The 16287-nt window shown below is 37.6% G+C and carries 19 protein-coding genes, 1 tRNA gene and 1 pseudogene; 13 read left to right on the plus strand and 8 right to left on the minus strand.

Translation table 11 applies throughout. From position 1 onward, the window contains the following. The first annotated feature begins 35 nt into the window (after positions 1 to 35). From LRS05_RS09270 to LRS05_RS09315, 11 genes are all read left to right on the plus strand, one after another. A tRNA-Val gene (locus LRS05_RS09270) sits at positions 36 to 114 on the plus strand. 268 nt (positions 115 to 382) lie between these two features. After that, positions 383 to 1057, plus strand: coding sequence for a phage integrase SAM-like domain and Arm DNA-binding domain-containing protein (locus tag LRS05_RS17640; protein WP_374707767.1), 675 nt, complete (start codon positions 383 to 385; stop codon positions 1055 to 1057). Between the two features lie 59 nt (positions 1058 to 1116). Further along, complete coding sequence (locus LRS05_RS17645) at positions 1117 to 1737, plus strand: site-specific integrase (protein ID WP_374707768.1); 621 nt, start codon at positions 1117 to 1119, stop codon at positions 1735 to 1737. A 243-nt stretch (positions 1738 to 1980) separates the two neighbouring features. Next, a complete protein-coding gene (locus LRS05_RS09280; protein ID WP_257869256.1) occupies positions 1981 to 2148 on the plus strand; it encodes a type II toxin-antitoxin system HigB family toxin in 168 nt (55 codons plus the stop codon). Further along, a complete protein-coding gene (locus LRS05_RS09285; protein WP_257868068.1) occupies positions 2126 to 2485 on the plus strand; it encodes a type II toxin-antitoxin system HigA family antitoxin in 360 nt (119 codons plus the stop codon). Before LRS05_RS09280 ends, LRS05_RS09285 begins: the two co-directional genes overlap by 23 nt. 149 nt (positions 2486 to 2634) lie before the next feature. Beyond that, entirely contained in the window at positions 2635 to 3072 is a 438-nt protein-coding gene (locus tag LRS05_RS09290) for a DUF262 domain-containing protein (RefSeq protein ID WP_257868069.1), read from the plus strand. An 11-nt stretch (positions 3073 to 3083) separates the two neighbouring features. After that, the gene (locus tag LRS05_RS09295; protein WP_257868070.1) at positions 3084 to 3458 is read left to right on the plus strand and encodes a hypothetical protein; all 375 of its coding nucleotides are present in this window, start codon (positions 3084 to 3086) and stop codon (positions 3456 to 3458) included. Between the two features lie 62 nt (positions 3459 to 3520). Continuing rightward, positions 3521 to 4447, plus strand: a complete 927-nt coding sequence (locus LRS05_RS09300; protein ID WP_257868071.1) for a hypothetical protein — start codon at positions 3521 to 3523, stop codon at positions 4445 to 4447. Then, the gene (locus tag LRS05_RS09305; protein ID WP_257868072.1) at positions 4428 to 5411 is read left to right on the plus strand and encodes a DUF262 domain-containing protein; all 984 of its coding nucleotides are present in this window, start codon (positions 4428 to 4430) and stop codon (positions 5409 to 5411) included. The genes LRS05_RS09300 and LRS05_RS09305 overlap by 20 nt, the downstream gene beginning before the upstream one ends. Positions 5412 to 5517: 106 nt before the next feature. After that, positions 5518 to 5856, plus strand: a complete 339-nt coding sequence (locus LRS05_RS09310) for a hypothetical protein (RefSeq protein ID WP_257868073.1) — start codon at positions 5518 to 5520, stop codon at positions 5854 to 5856. Then, the gene (locus tag LRS05_RS09315; protein ID WP_257868074.1) at positions 5823 to 6494 is read left to right on the plus strand and encodes a hypothetical protein; all 672 of its coding nucleotides are present in this window, start codon (positions 5823 to 5825) and stop codon (positions 6492 to 6494) included. The genes LRS05_RS09310 and LRS05_RS09315 overlap by 34 nt, the downstream gene beginning before the upstream one ends. Before the next feature lie 6 nt (positions 6495 to 6500). On the opposite strand, the gene LRS05_RS09320 is transcribed toward LRS05_RS09315, so the two are convergent. The 4 genes from LRS05_RS09320 to mobA all read right to left on the minus strand — a co-directional run bounded on the left by LRS05_RS09320 (position 6501) and on the right by mobA (position 9010). Beyond that, on the minus strand, positions 6501 to 6785 hold the full coding sequence (locus LRS05_RS09320) for a hypothetical protein (RefSeq protein WP_257868075.1): 285 nt from the start codon (positions 6783 to 6785) through the stop codon (positions 6501 to 6503). Positions 6786 to 6792: 7 nt separating this feature from the next. After that, on the minus strand, positions 6793 to 7065 hold the full coding sequence (locus LRS05_RS09325) for a helix-turn-helix domain-containing protein (RefSeq protein WP_257868076.1): 273 nt from the start codon (positions 7063 to 7065) through the stop codon (positions 6793 to 6795). Between the two features lie 226 nt (positions 7066 to 7291). Then, a complete protein-coding gene (locus LRS05_RS09330; protein ID WP_257868077.1) occupies positions 7292 to 8575 on the minus strand; it encodes a relaxase/mobilization nuclease domain-containing protein in 1284 nt (427 codons plus the stop codon). Positions 8576 to 8578: 3 nt separating this feature from the next. Beyond that, positions 8579 to 9010 (minus strand): conjugal transfer protein MobA, encoded by a 432-nt coding sequence (gene mobA / locus LRS05_RS09335; RefSeq protein ID WP_257868078.1) that lies wholly within the window; start codon positions 9008 to 9010, stop codon positions 8579 to 8581. Between the two features lie 453 nt (positions 9011 to 9463). Between mobA and LRS05_RS09340 the strand changes: the two are divergent. Beyond that, positions 9464 to 10457: pseudogene (locus LRS05_RS09340) on the plus strand (DUF932 domain-containing protein). A 1060-nt stretch (positions 10458 to 11517) separates the two neighbouring features. On the opposite strand, the gene LRS05_RS09345 reads toward LRS05_RS09340, so the two are convergent. The 3 genes from LRS05_RS09345 to LRS05_RS09355 are packed head-to-tail and all read right to left on the minus strand — an operon-like array spanning position 11518 to position 13590. Further along, complete coding sequence (locus tag LRS05_RS09345; RefSeq protein ID WP_257868079.1) at positions 11518 to 11868, minus strand: hypothetical protein; 351 nt, start codon at positions 11866 to 11868, stop codon at positions 11518 to 11520. Positions 11869 to 11893: 25 nt separating this feature from the next. Continuing rightward, positions 11894 to 13417 (minus strand): hypothetical protein, encoded by a 1524-nt coding sequence (locus tag LRS05_RS09350; RefSeq protein WP_257868080.1) that lies wholly within the window; start codon positions 13415 to 13417, stop codon positions 11894 to 11896. Next, a complete protein-coding gene (locus tag LRS05_RS09355; protein WP_257868081.1) occupies positions 13417 to 13590 on the minus strand; it encodes a hypothetical protein in 174 nt (57 codons plus the stop codon). The genes LRS05_RS09350 and LRS05_RS09355 overlap by 1 nt, the downstream gene beginning before the upstream one ends. Positions 13591 to 13760: 170 nt before the next feature. Between LRS05_RS09355 and LRS05_RS09360 the strand changes: the two genes are divergently transcribed. Beyond that, positions 13761 to 14162 carry a helix-turn-helix domain-containing protein gene (locus tag LRS05_RS09360; protein WP_257868082.1) on the plus strand — a complete coding sequence of 134 codons (402 nt, stop codon included), beginning with the start codon at positions 13761 to 13763 and terminating at the stop codon, positions 14160 to 14162. A gap of 159 nt (positions 14163 to 14321) precedes the next feature. Here the strand turns inward: LRS05_RS09360 and LRS05_RS09365 are convergent, their stop codons facing one another. Beyond that, positions 14322 to 16142, minus strand: a complete 1821-nt coding sequence (locus LRS05_RS09365; protein WP_257868083.1) for a hypothetical protein — start codon at positions 16140 to 16142, stop codon at positions 14322 to 14324. Positions 16143 to 16287 lie beyond the last annotated feature (145 nt).

Genomic DNA, 16287 nt, shown 5'->3' on the forward strand with positions numbered 1-16287 from the left:
AATCGATAACAGGCGTATATTTGCACTCACAATTCGGGCGATTAGCTCAGCTGGTTCAGAGCACCTCGTTTACACCGAGGGGGTCGGGGGGTTCGAACCCCTCATCGCCCACCACAATTCAGCTTTATATCATTATAAAGTACATTAAAACAATGAAAACCTGCAAATTACGGTTTGCAGGTTTTTTATTTTCATCCCTGCACCATCAAAATTTTCAAAATCCACAAACTTTTTGTGGCAAATCTGTGGCAATTTCAAATTCAAAAAAAAATTGCCATAAAAATAGGTTTAAGTTTTTGATTATCAACCATTAAAGCTGCTTAACGACTTGATTTGAAAGCACTATAATTCGACATTTATTAATTTTTAAAACGTTGAATTTATGTTAGAGAACAGTTTCGGAATTACCTTCTTCTTGAAGAGTTCCACAAAAGCCACAAAAGAAAGGTATGTTTACCTGAGAATTACAGTAGATGGTATACCCAAAGAAACATCTACCAAGCGCAAATGGGAAGTTGACCGCTGGAGTCAAAGGACGGAACGCGCTACCGGAAGCAGAGAAGATGCGAAAGTTTTAAACTTTTTCCTTGATGCACTGCATATGAAAATCCAGCAGTTCAAAAGTGAACTTATGTTAGCCGGGCATCCAATTACAACTCAAAAGATCATGGATTTTGTAATGGGAAAGAATGTCTCAAAAGCAAAGGTTGTCCAGGAGTTACAAAAACATAATGATGAACTTTTAGCTTTAGTCGAAAAGGGCGAATACGCCATAGGTAGACACGTCCGTTTCGAGATAGCCAAAAAGCACCTTAAGGAATACCTCCGCTTTAAGTACAGTGTGGAGGATATGGATTTCCGTGAACTCAACTTTGAGTTTGTAAAGGATTATGAGTTTTACCTGAAGACAGTTAAGAACATCAGCCACAACACGGCGGTAAAGTACATTACTAACTTTAAGAAAATTGTACTGCTTGCCATTGACAAAGAAATCATAACCGCTGACCGTTTAAGCGTTTTAAGGCAAAGAAAGTCAAAGTTCCTAAAAAGCCATTAAGTTCCTATGAACTTGCCCAACTGGAAAACCATACCTTTTCCACTCCACGCCTTTCTACTGTGCGGGATATATTCGTCTTCAAATTCTACACCGGGCTGGCCTATATTGATGCTTTTAACTTGAAGAAGTCGGATATTAAGTTTGGCATTGACGGCGAAATGTGGATCATTACTGAACGGCAGAAAACAGGCAGTAATATTAATATTCCACTCTTACCGAAAGCCAAAGCGATTATGGAACGCTACAAAGACCATAAGCTTTGCCTGGAGCGTAATTCTGTATTGCCTGTTACCTCCAATCAAAAGATGAACGCCTACCTGAAGGAAATAGCTGACCTGTGCGGCATTGAAAGCACATTAAATACACATAAAGCCAGGCGTACTTTCGGAAGTACAGTGACGCTAAATAATGATGTACCAATCCATGTAGTTAAAGAAATGCTCGGCCATCAATCGGTAAAGCAGACCGAAGAGTATGCTATTACTGAGCAGAAGTCTATCGGAAAGGAAATGAAGCAATTGCAGGAGAGGCTGGGCAACGCTGAAAGTAATTTTTCGCTTGATGACACAAGAGCAATTATTTCAAAGATGGAAGAAGAAATTAGAGAGCTAAAAGCCAGGCTTGATATGACGGGGAAGGAAAAGCCTGAAGGCAATGGTGTTCTCCGAATATGCAGATAATTAATTGTCGCCCCAGTGCGGCTACAATTGCAACATAAGCAAAAAGAAATTTTCAAACATGTTACCAATTTGGTAACAATTTAATATATTTGCAATGAGAATAATTGCTGTAAAAACCTTAAAGGACTATTGGGAGCAATTTCCGGATTCAGAGAGACCACTTCAACACTGGTATAAAGAAGTCACTGCTGCCGAGTGGAGCAGTCCAAACAACTAAAAAGCCAGTTTGGTAATGCCTCAGTCGTGACAAGCAAGCGTGTTGTTTTTAATATTCATGGCAACACCTACCGGCTGATAGTGGATATCGAGTACCGACTGAAGATAGTATTTATAGTCTGGCTGGGGACACATAAGGAGTACGATAAGATTAACGCAAAAGAGATTAGCTATGTTAAGACTGATAAAAAATGATACGCAATATGGAGATACACTTGTGCGCATTTATGAACTGATGCAAATGGACTTACAGCCTGATACACCGGAGTCCGATGAACTGGAAATCCTCTCAATGCTAGTTAAGAAGTATGAAGATGAACATTATCCCGTTCCTGAGCCAACCCCACTGGAAGCTATTAAATATCGGATGGAACAACTAAATATTACGGACGCAGAACTTTCAGAAATATTAGGCGCTCGTTCACGTAAATCCGAAATCTTGTCCGGTAAAAGAAAGCTTAGCCTTTCCATGATACGTGCTTTAAAACAACGACTCAATATATCTGCGGATATATTGATACAATTATACTAGAGGTATCTTTAATTCGACTATAGTCCGAAGAGCACTATTTAAAGGTTCTTCCCTAAAAAGACGATGATATATACCTTATGCGTACATAAAACAATTTCAGTTAAAAGTTATTCTGTATTTTTAGAGAATAACAAAAGAAGTAAATAAAAATGACTACAACCGATATAGTAAATCCTAGATTAAAGTCTATCGCAGAATTTCTAGATGGCGAACACCATTTTATTATCCCATCATATCAACGGGGATACAGATGGGAAGAACGACAAATTGAAGATTTATTAAATGATATTTATGAGTTTCAAGAAGATATAAAGAAGAAAACGGATAATAAAATCGGAGAGTTTTATTGTTTGCAACCAATTGTAGTTTTAAAAAATGGAAATAATAAGTGGGAAGTTATTGACGGACAACAAAGATTAACCACCATTTATATTTTATTATCTTCAATAAAGGATGCATTAAAGCTTCTTAAATTACCATCGAATCTTTTTACGTTAGAATATGAAACGAGAGAAAAGAAGATTTTAGTAGTAAAGAGTTTCTCGAAAATATTACTTCTGTCACTGCTGTTGACAAAACAAATATAGATTTTTATCGCATGAGCGACGCTTTTATAATAATAAAAAAATGGTTGGAGAATGAAAATCTAAATCTTGGAGATTTTTGTAATACACTTTTAAAAACTGATTTTGATGACTTTTTCGACAGGGCAAATAATGTAAGGTTCATTTGGTACGAAATTGATCCAGATGGCGACGCACCAAATGTTGCTTTCGCTAAATATAATCAGGGTAAGATAGATTTGACCAATGGAGAGCTGATTAAAGCAATCTTTTATCTTTCAGACACTTCAATGAATGAACGGGAAAAGAAAAAATATCAGCTAAAAATAGGGTATGAATGGGATAGTATTGAAAGTACATTACAGAAAAAGATTTCTGGAAATTTATTAATCCAAATAAAACGTATGTAAATCACATAGAATTTATCTTCGAATTAGTTGCCGATAAATATGCTAATAATACAAGCTTAAAGTTGAATAAAAGTGTTGATACGTTGTGGTCTTTTTACGTTTTTAACGAGTTGATTACTAATGATACTAGAATTTTTAATGACAAATATGAAAACACAAGGGATTTTTTATGGGATCAGGTAAAAATATATTATAGAACCTTTGTAGAGTGGTATAATGATAATACTTATTATCACATTATAGGATTTTTGTTGCAAGTTGATAAAAATATTGAAAGTATTAAAAAGCTTACTGAAAATCATCCAAAAAACATATTGGAAAGAGAACTCCAAATACTCATTCAGAATCATTTCGGTGAAATAGATTTAGAGCAAATTGGTTACGACTTTGATTATAAAAAAGCAAAAGAATTACTCTTGCTATTCAATATCGTTACAACTATGAATAGTAGATATAACCGTTTTGCGTTTGATGTTTTTGCAAATCAAAACTGGAGTTTAGAACATATTCATGCACAACAATCAGAAGAATTGAAAACTGACAAACAAAAAAGACATTTACTTAATGAACAAAAAAAGTATTTCTCATATCATAATAAGAGCGAATTACTTGATGAAATTGAGCAGTTATTAGCTATGTCGAAAATCGAGCAGGATAGATTTGATATCGTTCAAAATAAAGTTTTTAATGAATATTCAGATTCCGCTACAACACATTCCATTAAGAATTTAGCATTATTAGCAGTTCCAGATAATTCATGCCTTAATAATAATATCTTCCCCATTAAGAGGGATTTAATTAAAAGTCTAGATGAAAAAGGATCGTTTATTCCAATATGTACTAAAAATGTATTTTTAAAATATTACTCGAAGGATGTTGAGCAAAATGTAAAGTGGGATAAGGATGATATGAAATCGTATCTTGAAGAAATAAAAATAGTATTAAAGAAGTACATAAAAATAAAAGAGAATGAGTACGAAGCAATATAGTTTTTGGAATTTAATATCAGAATACTGTATAGAAATACCCGCCATACAGCGTGATTACGCACAAGGAAGAAAATCCGAAAGCAGAATTGCAAACGCTCTTATAGATGATTTATTTAGAACCTTAATCAGTCTCGAAGCAAAAAAGATCAATCTTCATTTTGTGTATGGTAAAGTTGAAAATGGGCATTTAATTCCTCTTGACGGTCAGCAAAGATTAACGACATTGTTTTTATTGCATTGGTTTCTTTCTATTAATAATACAAATGAAATAACGAAAAAGACATTATCGAAATTTACTTATGAAACTAGACCCAGTACAGAAGATTTTTGTTTTAAGTTAATCAAAGAAGATTTCTTATTTGAAGAAAACATAAAAATCAGCGAACAAATTGAAAATTCGAAGTGGTTTTTCTTGTCTTGGAAAAATGATCCAACAATAACTTCAATGTTAAATATGTTAGATATTATTCAAAGTAAATTTGGGCATCCAAATAAAACCATGTTTACGAAGTTAACTAGTGAGGATTGTCCCATTCAATTTCATTTCTTACCATTAGAGAAGTTTAAATTAGATGATAAAATTTATGTAAAGATGAATTCTAGAGGAAAACCTCTAACTGATTTTGAAAACTTTAAAGCTAACTTTTCTGTTCTTTTCGATATCGATAATAAGTCAAAATTTGACAATGAATGGTTAGACATCTTTTGGAAATTTGAAAAAACAAAAAACCATATAAGTATAAAAGATGTGGACGCTAAATATTTAAATTTTATCAAGAATGCGACTTTAAGTTTTTATGTTGAAACTAATGATATTGATAAAAAAGCTAAAGATAACTTCAACATATTTGATGAATATAAAAATGTATATTTTCCAGGTTCACCATATTTATGGCAGATATCTAAAGTATTAGATGCTCTAACCTCATTTAAGGATGAAAAACAATATCTTGAACGTTTTTAGAAGACGATCCTGAATATTCGGAAAGGCTTAGATACTATGCCGTTATGCAGTTTTTTATAAAAAAGGTAACTTGAACGGGTCAAATAGTGAGTGCTTCGAGAAATGGATGAGGGTTAGCATAAATCTTATCAATAATACTTTAATTCAAAGCCCTGATACATTCTACAGAGCAGTTCGTTCTATCAAAAGGCTAAGCGACAACTTACATAACCTTTATGAATACCTTTCTAATGTAGAAACTAAAATCGAGGGCTTTTTGCAGAGGCAGATTGACGAAGAAAAATTAAAAGCAGCTCTGATATTAAAGGATGAAAATTGGAAAAATGAAATTTATAGTGCTGAACTACATAATTATTTTTCAGGACAAATTGGATTTATACTTGAGTTTTCGAAAAAGAAAATGATTACGATTTGGAATTATTTAAAAATTATTCGTCCAAATTAAAAACTCTTTTTAGTGCTGAATTTAAGGATAATCATAATTGTTTATTTCAAAGAGCATTATTGACTTTTGGGGACTACTTGGTTTCAATAAATTACTGTAAAACATTCTGTACATTTAATTCCAGTTTACGAGATAAAATGGATAATTGGCGTAAAGTTTTTGAAGATTCTAAAAGGAAATTTTTTTTAAAAGAGTTACTAGACTTCATAAGTATAGATACGATTAAGAGTGATTTGCAAAAGATAATCAGTAATTATATAGAGGATGATTGGAAGGGCATTTTCATTAAAAATAAAGGTATATTAGAATATTGCGATAAATACAGAATTAGTCATACTGGAAACAAAGTATTGTTATCAAGGAGTCCAGCTGACAACTGGCGGAGACACGCGGATTTGTATTCATTTGCGTTGTTCTTAGAACTAAAAAAGGAAAATAAAAATGTTGAATATCGCGATAGTTCAGATGAGACACCATGGATTTTTATTGATTGGAAAGGAAAATCTTATTACATACAGGAAGAAGGTAGCAATTATACCTTTGGTTATTGTATCGGAAATAATGATGCTAAAGGACTTACCGAAATGCAGCAGTTTGTTGAGGAAATAATTTCCAAAAAGAGTTTGAACAAACTATAATAGCAATTATTTAAACATTAGCTCAATCTCACTTCTGCACCCAGGATGGTAGCAGGGTGTATAACGGATATAACCCATAACCTGAAGCTCCTTAAAATATTTATGGTATGTTGGTAAAGTCTTGATATGTGAAAGTGCCATGATCTTACTACGGCTGACCTTGATAATTTTAGGTTGCCCCTGCTTGTAACCAAGGTACAAGATGGCACTAAGCAATGCAAAATGCCAAACGTTCAGGGAGTTATCACGTTCAAAAAGTTTCAGGTATTTTAATAAGCTTTGCAATTCCATAAGGTGGCTATTTGTCATTGAACAAATTCATGATGTCGGCCTTACTGTAGTAATAGGAACCCAGTACTTTTTTAAAGCGTATTTTACCGGTAACCCGGAGGTTCTGCAACGAACCGGCCGATATATCCAGTAGTTTACGTACCCCACGGCTTTTGAGCCAATCCAGTACGGGTTTATTTTGCTGCTCCTTTTTAGACTCTTCAATGATTTTACGGAAAGCATCCATCATGACAAGGCCGAACTGCCTTAAGTCATCTTTTGTAACATACTCGCTCATCATTATTACATTTTCAGTTCATAGCCCTAAAATAGTTTTACTAATGGCTGGCTGTGTATCTCTGCCACTTAGAGGCAGTACATGTCCTTAACTGGTATTGGAAACCAAAAAAGGCACTCCCTTCCTTTGTCGGGAAAGCCTTTTTTTAGCCCGGTATTGCCAATTTACAGCTATGCTCCTTCGTCGCTCCGCTGCAAAACGGCAGGCTGTTTTTAGTGAGATAGTCCGTCTATCTCCTAAATCCTTTTGATTTCTTTTTCATTTGCCTTGCAAATGCTTCTTCTTCTTCATAATCTTCGCCCTGTGTTTGCGGCAGCAAACCTCCAAATATGTCTGATAGCGCATTAGCAGCATCCGAGAGGTTTGGATTTGTTTTTTCAGATTGAGAAGATGTGTTATCTCCAACTGTTGGATTAGTAATAGCTGATTTCACATTGTTTGGATTTTGTAAATGAATCTTCGGTTTGTTACCATTATTCCACCACTCGTTGAAACCGCTAGCACTTAAATTTTTAGCAAGCTGCGATCCGTTCCATACGCTCCGGGATTTGTGGTCAATAAATGTTATACCATATATTCTTTTATCGGCTGTCCAGCGGACAACCGTATTAATACCTGCATCTCTCAAGCTCGCTTTAAACTCATTTTCATTTTTGGTTGCTAATATTGCCTTTTCAATGGTAGTTTTGAGTGCTGACCTCCTTGGGCTTTTTTGCAGTTGTGCTTTGGACGCAGCAAAGTGCGATAGTAGTTCAGTATAACCCGCACCTTTTCCGAATAATGAAGCCTTGAACGGATTACTTACTTTTTCTCCTTTTTCATTCAGCGCAAAATAGACCAGCCCCTGCCGGGCTTTCCCGTTGTACTGTCCTTTCACTTCTTCGGCGGTAATATTGAACAATGACAGCAGTGCGTTGTACGTGCCAAGCGTGGTATATTGGTAGTATTTCGGCAGGTAACGGATAACCGCAGCCATCTGGCTTTTGACATCGCCTGCTTTATAATTTACTGGTTTAAAAATAGGTTCGGTTCGGATTTGCTTTTTTTCAATAGCATTTTTCAGGTTGTACGTTTGTTCCAGTTCCCTACAGGCCGCCATCGATTTTCTCTTTTCGAAGGCATCGGATATTTTCCTTCCCTCTTCATCCACACAGACCGTTACAATATGGATATGGCTGCGCTCAATATCGTTATGCCTGAACACAATGAACGGTTGTTTGCCGTAGCCCATTTTGTCCATATAGTCTTTAGCAATGGCTTTATAGTCGTTATTGTTTACCCTGTCATCAGGATCCGGGTTGAGTGAGATGTGCACCACCGGCTTTTCTGTTTTTCTGTTGTCTGCAAGATATGCCTGGAATGAATTAGAGATTTGAGAAATGGTAAACGTACCATCCGGTGATTCGACAATTTTCTGTCCTGCTAATACCGTTGCGGTATTGTTCTTTACCTTATCCATATTGTAGGACAATGCCCCAAACAAACTTTTGCCCCTGCCAATCTTCGCTATCATGGCTTACTTATTCAGATGGTTCGCTTCAAATTCAATAGTCAGTTCAATGATCTTCTGGCCTAACCTAGCAAGTTCAATGGTTTGGTTTTCCAGTTTGTATAACGCTGCTGCCGCTTTTTTCTCTGTGAAATTATTGTAGAGCATTTTTACAACTTGGTTATAGTTGACTCTAATGGCACGGAACTGCGCAAACAACCCCGTCAGCTTTACATGATAGTCCATTGCAGCCTTATCGATTTTTACTGTAGTAATGGTCTTTTGAAAAATGCAGGCAGCGATAAAATGCGCCATCACGTTCATACCCGATTGCTCAAATAAGGTCAGGAACTTTGCATTTTCAACAGCCGTCAGGCTGATGGAATAACGGAACGAGGCAGGGTCGTCTTTTGGATGCCTACCACCTTTATGCTTTTTATGTGTACCGTTACTGTCCACTATTATTCCTTTTTAGTCTTTCTGCCAGTATTGGAATGAAGATAACTATTGATCTAATCAGTAAATCGCTTCTTGCGATTTATGGCATTGGTTGGCTTTTAATAGGTTTGGAAAAGAAACTTTTCCCAAGTAAACCGATAAAAGCAAGCGAAGGTATTGCTGTCAATCCAAAAAGACAAAAGACTACGGCATAATGGCTTTGCTCGCCCACTCACAAACCCACCCCCTTGGGACTTATTCCGTTTCCTTTTGCTTTTTCCGCATTGCCTGCACCTTGTTATTGCTTTCTTTTTTCGGTTTTCTTTTGGGAAAAAGTTATGCGGAGCGCAAGCGTAGCAGGACTGTATCAGATTAGAGAATTGGAAGGAGATACAAAACGATTGTATTATTATTAAATTCAAAAATTATGGACATAATTTAAATTTCAACACTGAGACAGGACAGCACGCTTTTATGAGCGTAAAGCAGACCACATGGCACGGACTTGGGCAGATAGTAGAAGACTACCCGAAAAGCCGTGAAGCAATAGCCTTTGCGGGCTTGGATTACGAGGTAGCCAAAGCACCGATTTTTGCAAGGGGTGCGGGCGATTTCGACAGTTACCCAGTACCCGACCAATACGCCACCTTGCGCACCGATACCAAAGCCGTGTTTGGAGTGGTCGGCAAAGACTATCAAATTGTACAAAACAGTGATGCGTTCGCCTTTTTCGATGCCATTGTAGGCGGTGGCGAAAGCATACTCTACGAAACCGCAGGCGCACTTGGCAACGGGGAACGCATCTTTATTACGGCAAAGCTGCCTGGCTATATCCGTGTGGGTAACGGGGACGATGTAACCAAAAAGTACATTTTCCTGACCACCTCCCACGATGGCAGCGGTTCAATTATCGCAGCCTTTACACCGTAAGGATTGTTTGCCAAAATACGCTTAACGCTACCCTGAAAACTGCTACCAACGTGGTACGCATACGCCACACCGCAGGGGCTAAAGAACGCCTGGAGCAAGCGCATAAAGTTATGGGCGTTGCCGATAACTTATCTGTACAATTAGAGGGCATTTTTAACCAATGGGCTAACGTGCGCATCGAAGATAAGCAGGTAAAATAGTTGATACAGTTGGCACTTTGCCTCAACAAAGAAACCTACAACCTTTTAAAGAAAGGGGCTACTGAGGAACTATCAACGATGTACAAAAATGCCTGTGATGCTGCCTTTGAATATGCTATGGCAGACTATACCCAACAAACCGAAACGACTAAGGGAACTTTGTTCGGGGCTTATAATTGTATTACTGGCTATTATCAAAATGTTCGCGGTTTTAAAACGGATGAGGATAAACTCAAAAGTATCTGTTTGGGCGGCACAGCACAGGCACAGGGGCAAAAAGCCTTCGACCTGTGCGGGGCTTTGCCAAAGATGAGGCGGTTGCCCTGCAATTCAACTGATAGTTAACCGCAGCCCGGAAAGCAGGGTTGCTTTTTTATACGTACCTGCATACGTATTCATATAAGTATGTGGGTATTTATGTATATACATACTTGTGTAATAGATATGTATTTAGATATGTACAACAATACACAGGTACATACGTATCTACGTAAATACGTATGTACGTACCAACACACATAGCTACGTACATATTTAGCTACGTAGCTAAATATTGTTGTACGGCTGCCAATACAGCGGTACAGCAATACGTCTGGCTGGCTGGCAGGCAGGCTCGGCAGCTACACAGCAAAAAAACGAGACAGCACAACATTGATACAATTGGTAACTTGACAGGCGGCATAATTTTATCTCTGATAAGCCAGCCAGTCGTGCAGCCAATATTATAGCATTGCTTTGATTCCCTGCAAGCTACAACAGATTTCAAATAGTTGCTTTACAAAGAATTTTTGCGGGTGGGCAGCCATCAGGGCTGCCGACGAATATTGGTTCCTTAATATATATCCTTGCTTTACCTTATTATCGCATTGTTTTATATTTTACTTATAATTAGTACTCTTTACTAAGAATCCTTTTAGTAAAATTGGAATCAAGCTATATACTGGCTTTGCCGCTTTTATACTTTTAAAACTTTATACTTTTATTACCTACCAACAAACAACCAGGTTTGTTATATAACCAGTAAGCTTACCTGCTTTATACCTGTAAGGGAAGGCAAATAAAGATTTACTGAATTACTGCCGGGCAGCCTACAGGGCTGCCATCAAGGGGTAAACTTGATTAGTTTATTGAATTTATTACTCCATTTTTCCTGGTGGAAAAATTATTTGTTCCGAACAAAAGAAAAAGGGCGTGAAGCCCTTTCCAATTTTAAAACCATTTCTAAAAATGTTGCCGCGTAGCAACAGCAAGTTGTGTTCTAAGCTGCTTGAAATCCTTCAGCAGCTTAAAACAACTTGCCCTTGCGCAGGGGGCTAAAAAATCTCCATAGTCGATTTTTGATGCGAGTCGCCAAACTTTTATTTTTATTGGTTTATTTTTTATTACAGAAACCGCCTTCTAGCTTTTGCTGCTTTTTAGTTCCTCCAGTTTCAAATAGAGTCGATGGCAGTTATCCAAAACCTCAGATTCATTCAGGGGTAATAGTTGGGATGCTATTCTCAAAACACTTATCACATGGTAACCTGGCTCTGCTATCTCGCCTGAATTTGTATCACCATCGTGATACATTGCATGCATCGAAATCTTTAGAAGGTCTGAAACGGTATACATCAAGTCACTATAACTATCAAAATGCAGCCGGGCTTCAAAACTATCATTACCTGTATCCTCCGCTAATGTGTTAAACATCCACATTCTGGTCTCTGCATTAACGAACTTTTTTATCGCTTTTTTTCTTTCTTTTTTCATGGTAACTTTCTTTTAAGATGTTCCTTTAATCATTAATTTGGACAGTAATTTGTTCCAGTCTTTCCAATTCTTTGTTACCTATCACCAGTATCTTGTCGTAAAAATCCCTGCACTTTTGAAACATTTTGCTGCTGTCCTCAATAGTTTCCTGTCCAATATTTTTATGTTTGAGCATATCAATGTTGGCAGAGAGAAGTTGACTAAGCCTTCGATCTTCTTCTGAATTGGTAAATAATTTTGGTAGTTTCGGTATGCAATCCAATAGCCTTATTAAGTAATTAGTGGAATATATATTGGGGTGGTAGCCCATAAAAAGGCCAATTAATCCCACAGCCATTTGCTGCACCGCCTGTTGCATTAGGATATTAAGAATAATCGGTTGTTCTGTATGAACCAGTGCAAGAAATCCCTCTGCCAAGCGCATGCGGTTATCCCAATAGTTTTTACTAAAGGTTAAATCCCTTTCAGCTGCCACAGGTATCTCATAGAATGGATGGTCGGGATTGTTGTACACTTCCAGTCCATTCCGTACTACAGCATTAACAAAGTGCTTTTGGTTTACAGTTTGGTTACGCAGGTATTGCGACCTGTGTTGCAGGATGGTTACCATATACTTTCCTGCGAACTTCTTTTTAATCAAAGCCTGCAATTCGGGTACAATATTTTGCCGGTGCTCACTATTTAAAACCAGCAGGTAAAAATGATAATTTGGTAGTTCTTTGCTGAATGCTTTTTGCTTTTTATAGGAACTGGTAACCGAATACCCTAAGCAGTAAATGGCCCGAACTTTTACAAAGCCTCTGATAATTTCTGAAATTTCGACAAGCGCGCTGTCTACAAAATAATTTGTAGACAGCTTCTCTTTAAGTATCGAAGCACCGCCATTTAGGGACTGATTAAACCCTTTAAATTTTGATTTCGTACCTGCCAAATACCGGTAATAATAGTTTTCGAGTTCTGCATATAGATGCTGGTATTTTGCTTCAGCTTGTTCAAGAACTGATTTTTCTACAGACTCGATGGGATGCTTTTTTATAGAACTATTGTAGGCTGCTTGTAGTGGAATCAATATTTCTTCTCCTTCCTTGGTTTGAATATCTAGTATGTCCCTTAGTTCAGGTGCATAATGATTGATTATGTCATACACATAATCAAACTCCGGATATTCATAATACTCTTCAAGGTAGCCGGTAAAGAAAGCAGCAAAGCACGTGTAGACACTCCAAATGGCACTATAAAGTGAGACCGTTGCATTCTCATTCTCGTTATTTGAGATATGTGTTTGGTAGGCTTCAAACTGCCTTGTCGCACTGTTAAGGTCATCGGTAGATTGTTTATTGAACCCTTTTAACAGTCTTTCAACATTAGTATATTGAGGGAGAAAGACTTTACCTTTGGGTTCATAGTATACCAATTCAGGCAATGTGCAGTGCATTAGAAGAAAAGGACTTCCTTTTTTAAATCCTAATGTGGCAATCTTTTCATCTGAAAACCTGAATATCGTATTGGGATTCTCTCTTGCCAGCTTCTCAGAAAACCGTTCCAACATTATACCGTGCTGCTTGCAGTCCTTTTTAGTATGGTTGTTACTATTGCTGGATGTTTGGTTTTACAACTTACATATATACTGCCTGCATCAATAAATGTGAGCAGGCCGTATAGCACCTCTTCCAACTGCTCCCGCATTGGAATACGATCCGGTATCCTTATTTGATACTCCATAAAACATAATTTTGCTGTGAAACATCAGTGAAAAAGCTTATTTTTGCTTATACACAGCAAGTAACGACCTCATGGTAGCGTACCGAACCAATGCGGTTTGTATATTACCAATTAGGGGTTGTGAAATACCAATCGAATATTTCTTACAGAATTTTGAATATCTTTGAGTTATGAGTACTGCAACTAAAAATCACATAGGAAGGAAAATAAGCCGTATTCGCGAACTGCGCGATATGAAACAGGAAGCATTAGCCCAGGCTTTTGGTATTAGTCAACAGGCAGTTTCTAATATTGAAAATAGTGAAACCGTTGAGGATGCTAAACTTGAAGAGATTGCTAAGGCTTTAGGTGTAACTGCTGAAGGTATTAAACAGTTTTCTGAAGAAGCCGTTTTAAATATTATTGGTAATACTTACCATGTAGATAATTCATCTGCTGTTAATTATGGTTGTACTTTCAATCCAATGGACAAACTTATTGAAGCCTATGAGGAAAATAAGAAACTGTATGAAAGATTAGTTCAAGCAGAAAAAGATAAGGTAGCTTACCTGGAGAAGCTTTTGAATAAATAGTAAACTCGTTTTACTGTTACTGATGGAGACCGCCGAAAGGTGGTCTTTTTTTATTATATGGATTATTTGCGTTGATTTAGTAAAATTTCAAATCTGTATTTAAGCTGCTTGCCACGTAAGCCTCTGTAAGCATCGCCAATCTTTAATTTTATTATTGGATTATTTCTTGGAATTGATAGGCACTTGAGCAATTAGCGTAAATAACTTATCGATTTCATCTTTATACAGTTCACTTTCTAGTTTAAACTCCTGCTGGAGGGCAGTAACTTTTTTTACCATTTTGCTTTTCCTGTCGGGCATTGGCCTGTTTTGCAATAGCTTGCGCACTTCCTGCATATAATCGTTGAGGTACGGTAGGAAGAACTGTTCCGAATAATACTGTTCATTAATTTTCTTGGTGTTCTCTAGCATTTCCAGTTTATCGTCAAATTCTTGAATGCCGATGTTGTGGAAGGGGCGAAGCTTTTTAGTATTGATGGTACGCAACTTTTGAAGATAGCTGCGGTCAATGACAGTAGGCGGGTTTTGGCACACGGCATTGAAGTCATCAACGGCCTTATTAATATATTTCAATCCGAAGGCCTTGAACACATCGTTGAACTGGACAACAAGCTCATCATCCCATCGCATCTTTGTCATTTTTTCCTGCCGTACATTCTTTTTATCTTTGCTGACGAAAAAGGAGAGGATATTGTAGCTCCCAGAATAATATGAGTTGCTTCCATTCTCTTTAACGAGCCATACATTCTTATAGTGGAATGCCGGCAACTCACAGTGATAGAAATTCAAGTTTTTATCAAGTTCGTCAATGATTTTTCTAGATTGGTCCTGTACCATCTGCTCGCCTCCAAATGATTCATTTTCAGAGTAGGCGATATATACACGTCCACCCTTTTTCAGGTAGCTTTTGATAAACGGTACACGATTCCTGAATGCATAGTCCCGAACCCAGGGACTTTGGATGATAATAGTATCGGAAGTATCATCAAAAAGCTTTTTCAGTTCAACCTCAAATTCTAGGCTGTTAAAATGACGCTTGCCCATTTCAATTTCCTGCCTTATCTGCAATACTGTCTCAGTATCGGATATATCAGCCGCCGCTTCGATTTGCGCCTGCTTGTATATTAAAAGTTGTTCCGCCTCAAGCTGCTCCGTATGTTTTTCCTGAGAGGTAAATTCTATGTCTTCATCGTAAGCTATCAACTTATCTAGCAGACCTGCCTTAAGGTATTCTTGTCGGTCAAGCGCATCTGACAGGGCATCAATGATAATATCTTGCTTTTGGTCATACACAATCGCACGCAAAGCATTGTCCCTAAAATCTTCAAGCAGCACTACCCATACCTTGGCAACAAAGCCCTCAATGCGTTCCAATTGGCAGCTTTGCAATAAAAAGTTTTTCTCAGGATAATGTATCTCAGGTGCTTGGGCTTCCGCAAGCAGCTTGACAGTTTCAATGTCTTGGCTAAAGGCAGTGTCAGGCATTCCGGGGAACCTTTCGCTTTTTAACCGACTTAGGATTGCCTTTGCCTTTTCTGGTGGAAGGCCATTTATATCTGTGTAAAGCGAAAACTTTCGGGTAAAAGTAGAATACTTTACGCCCTTCTTCGCGTATTCCACGCCTATATCCGTAAGGGATGCAATACCGCTATCATGTTCCAGCATTTTGCTTTGTACTAGATCACCAATTGCTATGTCAAGAAGATACCTCTCAGCCGGGTCACGTAGAGGATCCAACCCAAGGATTTCACCAATACTGCTAACGCGTAGCGGCCCGTCGAGAAGCAAGTCGCAAATGACTTCGTCTGACAGACTAAATTCAACCGGTTGGGAGCAGGTGCCTGTATATTCCGCTAAACTGTAATGCCAATCATATTCCGTAAATCCTATGATACGTTCAACGAGTTTCTTCTCTTGGCTTGCAGCGTCGATTATCTTGATCTCTAGGGGGGATTTCTTCCTTGCTATAAATTTTAGCACTCGTCTTCAATATACCGACCTTAGATCCAGGGTAGGATTTGCTGTCCTGAAGATACGCAGAATAGTTTTCGTCAATGAAAGCCACAATATCCTCTGCGATTAACTCATCTGGCTCCTCATTACAATCATAGCCGTTCGACTTAAT

This window comes from Flavobacterium sp. J372, from assembly GCF_024699965.1.
Classification (GTDB): domain Bacteria; phylum Bacteroidota; class Bacteroidia; order Flavobacteriales; family Flavobacteriaceae; genus Flavobacterium.

Coding starts and splice junctions, on each gene's coding strand:
- LRS05_RS09360 (WP_257868082.1), top strand. CDS start 13,761: ATGAGTACTGCAACTAAAAATCACATAGGAAGGAAAATAAGCCGTATT.
- LRS05_RS09320 (WP_257868075.1), bottom strand. CDS start 6,785: ATGGAATTGCAAAGCTTATTAAAATACCTGAAACTTTTTGAACGTGAT.
- LRS05_RS09345 (WP_257868079.1), bottom strand. CDS start 11,868: ATGAAAAAAGAAAGAAAAAAAGCGATAAAAAAGTTCGTTAATGCAGAG.
- LRS05_RS09350 (WP_257868080.1), bottom strand. CDS start 13,417: ATGTTGGAACGGTTTTCTGAGAAGCTGGCAAGAGAGAATCCCAATACG.
- LRS05_RS09325 (WP_257868076.1), bottom strand. CDS start 7,065: ATGATGAGCGAGTATGTTACAAAAGATGACTTAAGGCAGTTCGGCCTT.
- LRS05_RS09305 (WP_257868072.1), top strand. CDS start 4,428: ATGAGTACGAAGCAATATAGTTTTTGGAATTTAATATCAGAATACTGT.
- LRS05_RS09285 (WP_257868068.1), top strand. CDS start 2,126: ATGTTAAGACTGATAAAAAATGATACGCAATATGGAGATACACTTGTG.
- LRS05_RS09290 (WP_257868069.1), top strand. CDS start 2,635: ATGACTACAACCGATATAGTAAATCCTAGATTAAAGTCTATCGCAGAA.
- LRS05_RS09355 (WP_257868081.1), bottom strand. CDS start 13,590: ATGGAGTATCAAATAAGGATACCGGATCGTATTCCAATGCGGGAGCAG.
- LRS05_RS17640 (WP_374707767.1), top strand. CDS start 383: ATGTTAGAGAACAGTTTCGGAATTACCTTCTTCTTGAAGAGTTCCACA.
- LRS05_RS09330 (WP_257868077.1), bottom strand. CDS start 8,575: ATGATAGCGAAGATTGGCAGGGGCAAAAGTTTGTTTGGGGCATTGTCC.
- LRS05_RS09295 (WP_257868070.1), top strand. CDS start 3,084: ATGAGCGACGCTTTTATAATAATAAAAAAATGGTTGGAGAATGAAAAT.
- LRS05_RS09310 (WP_257868073.1), top strand. CDS start 5,518: ATGAGGGTTAGCATAAATCTTATCAATAATACTTTAATTCAAAGCCCT.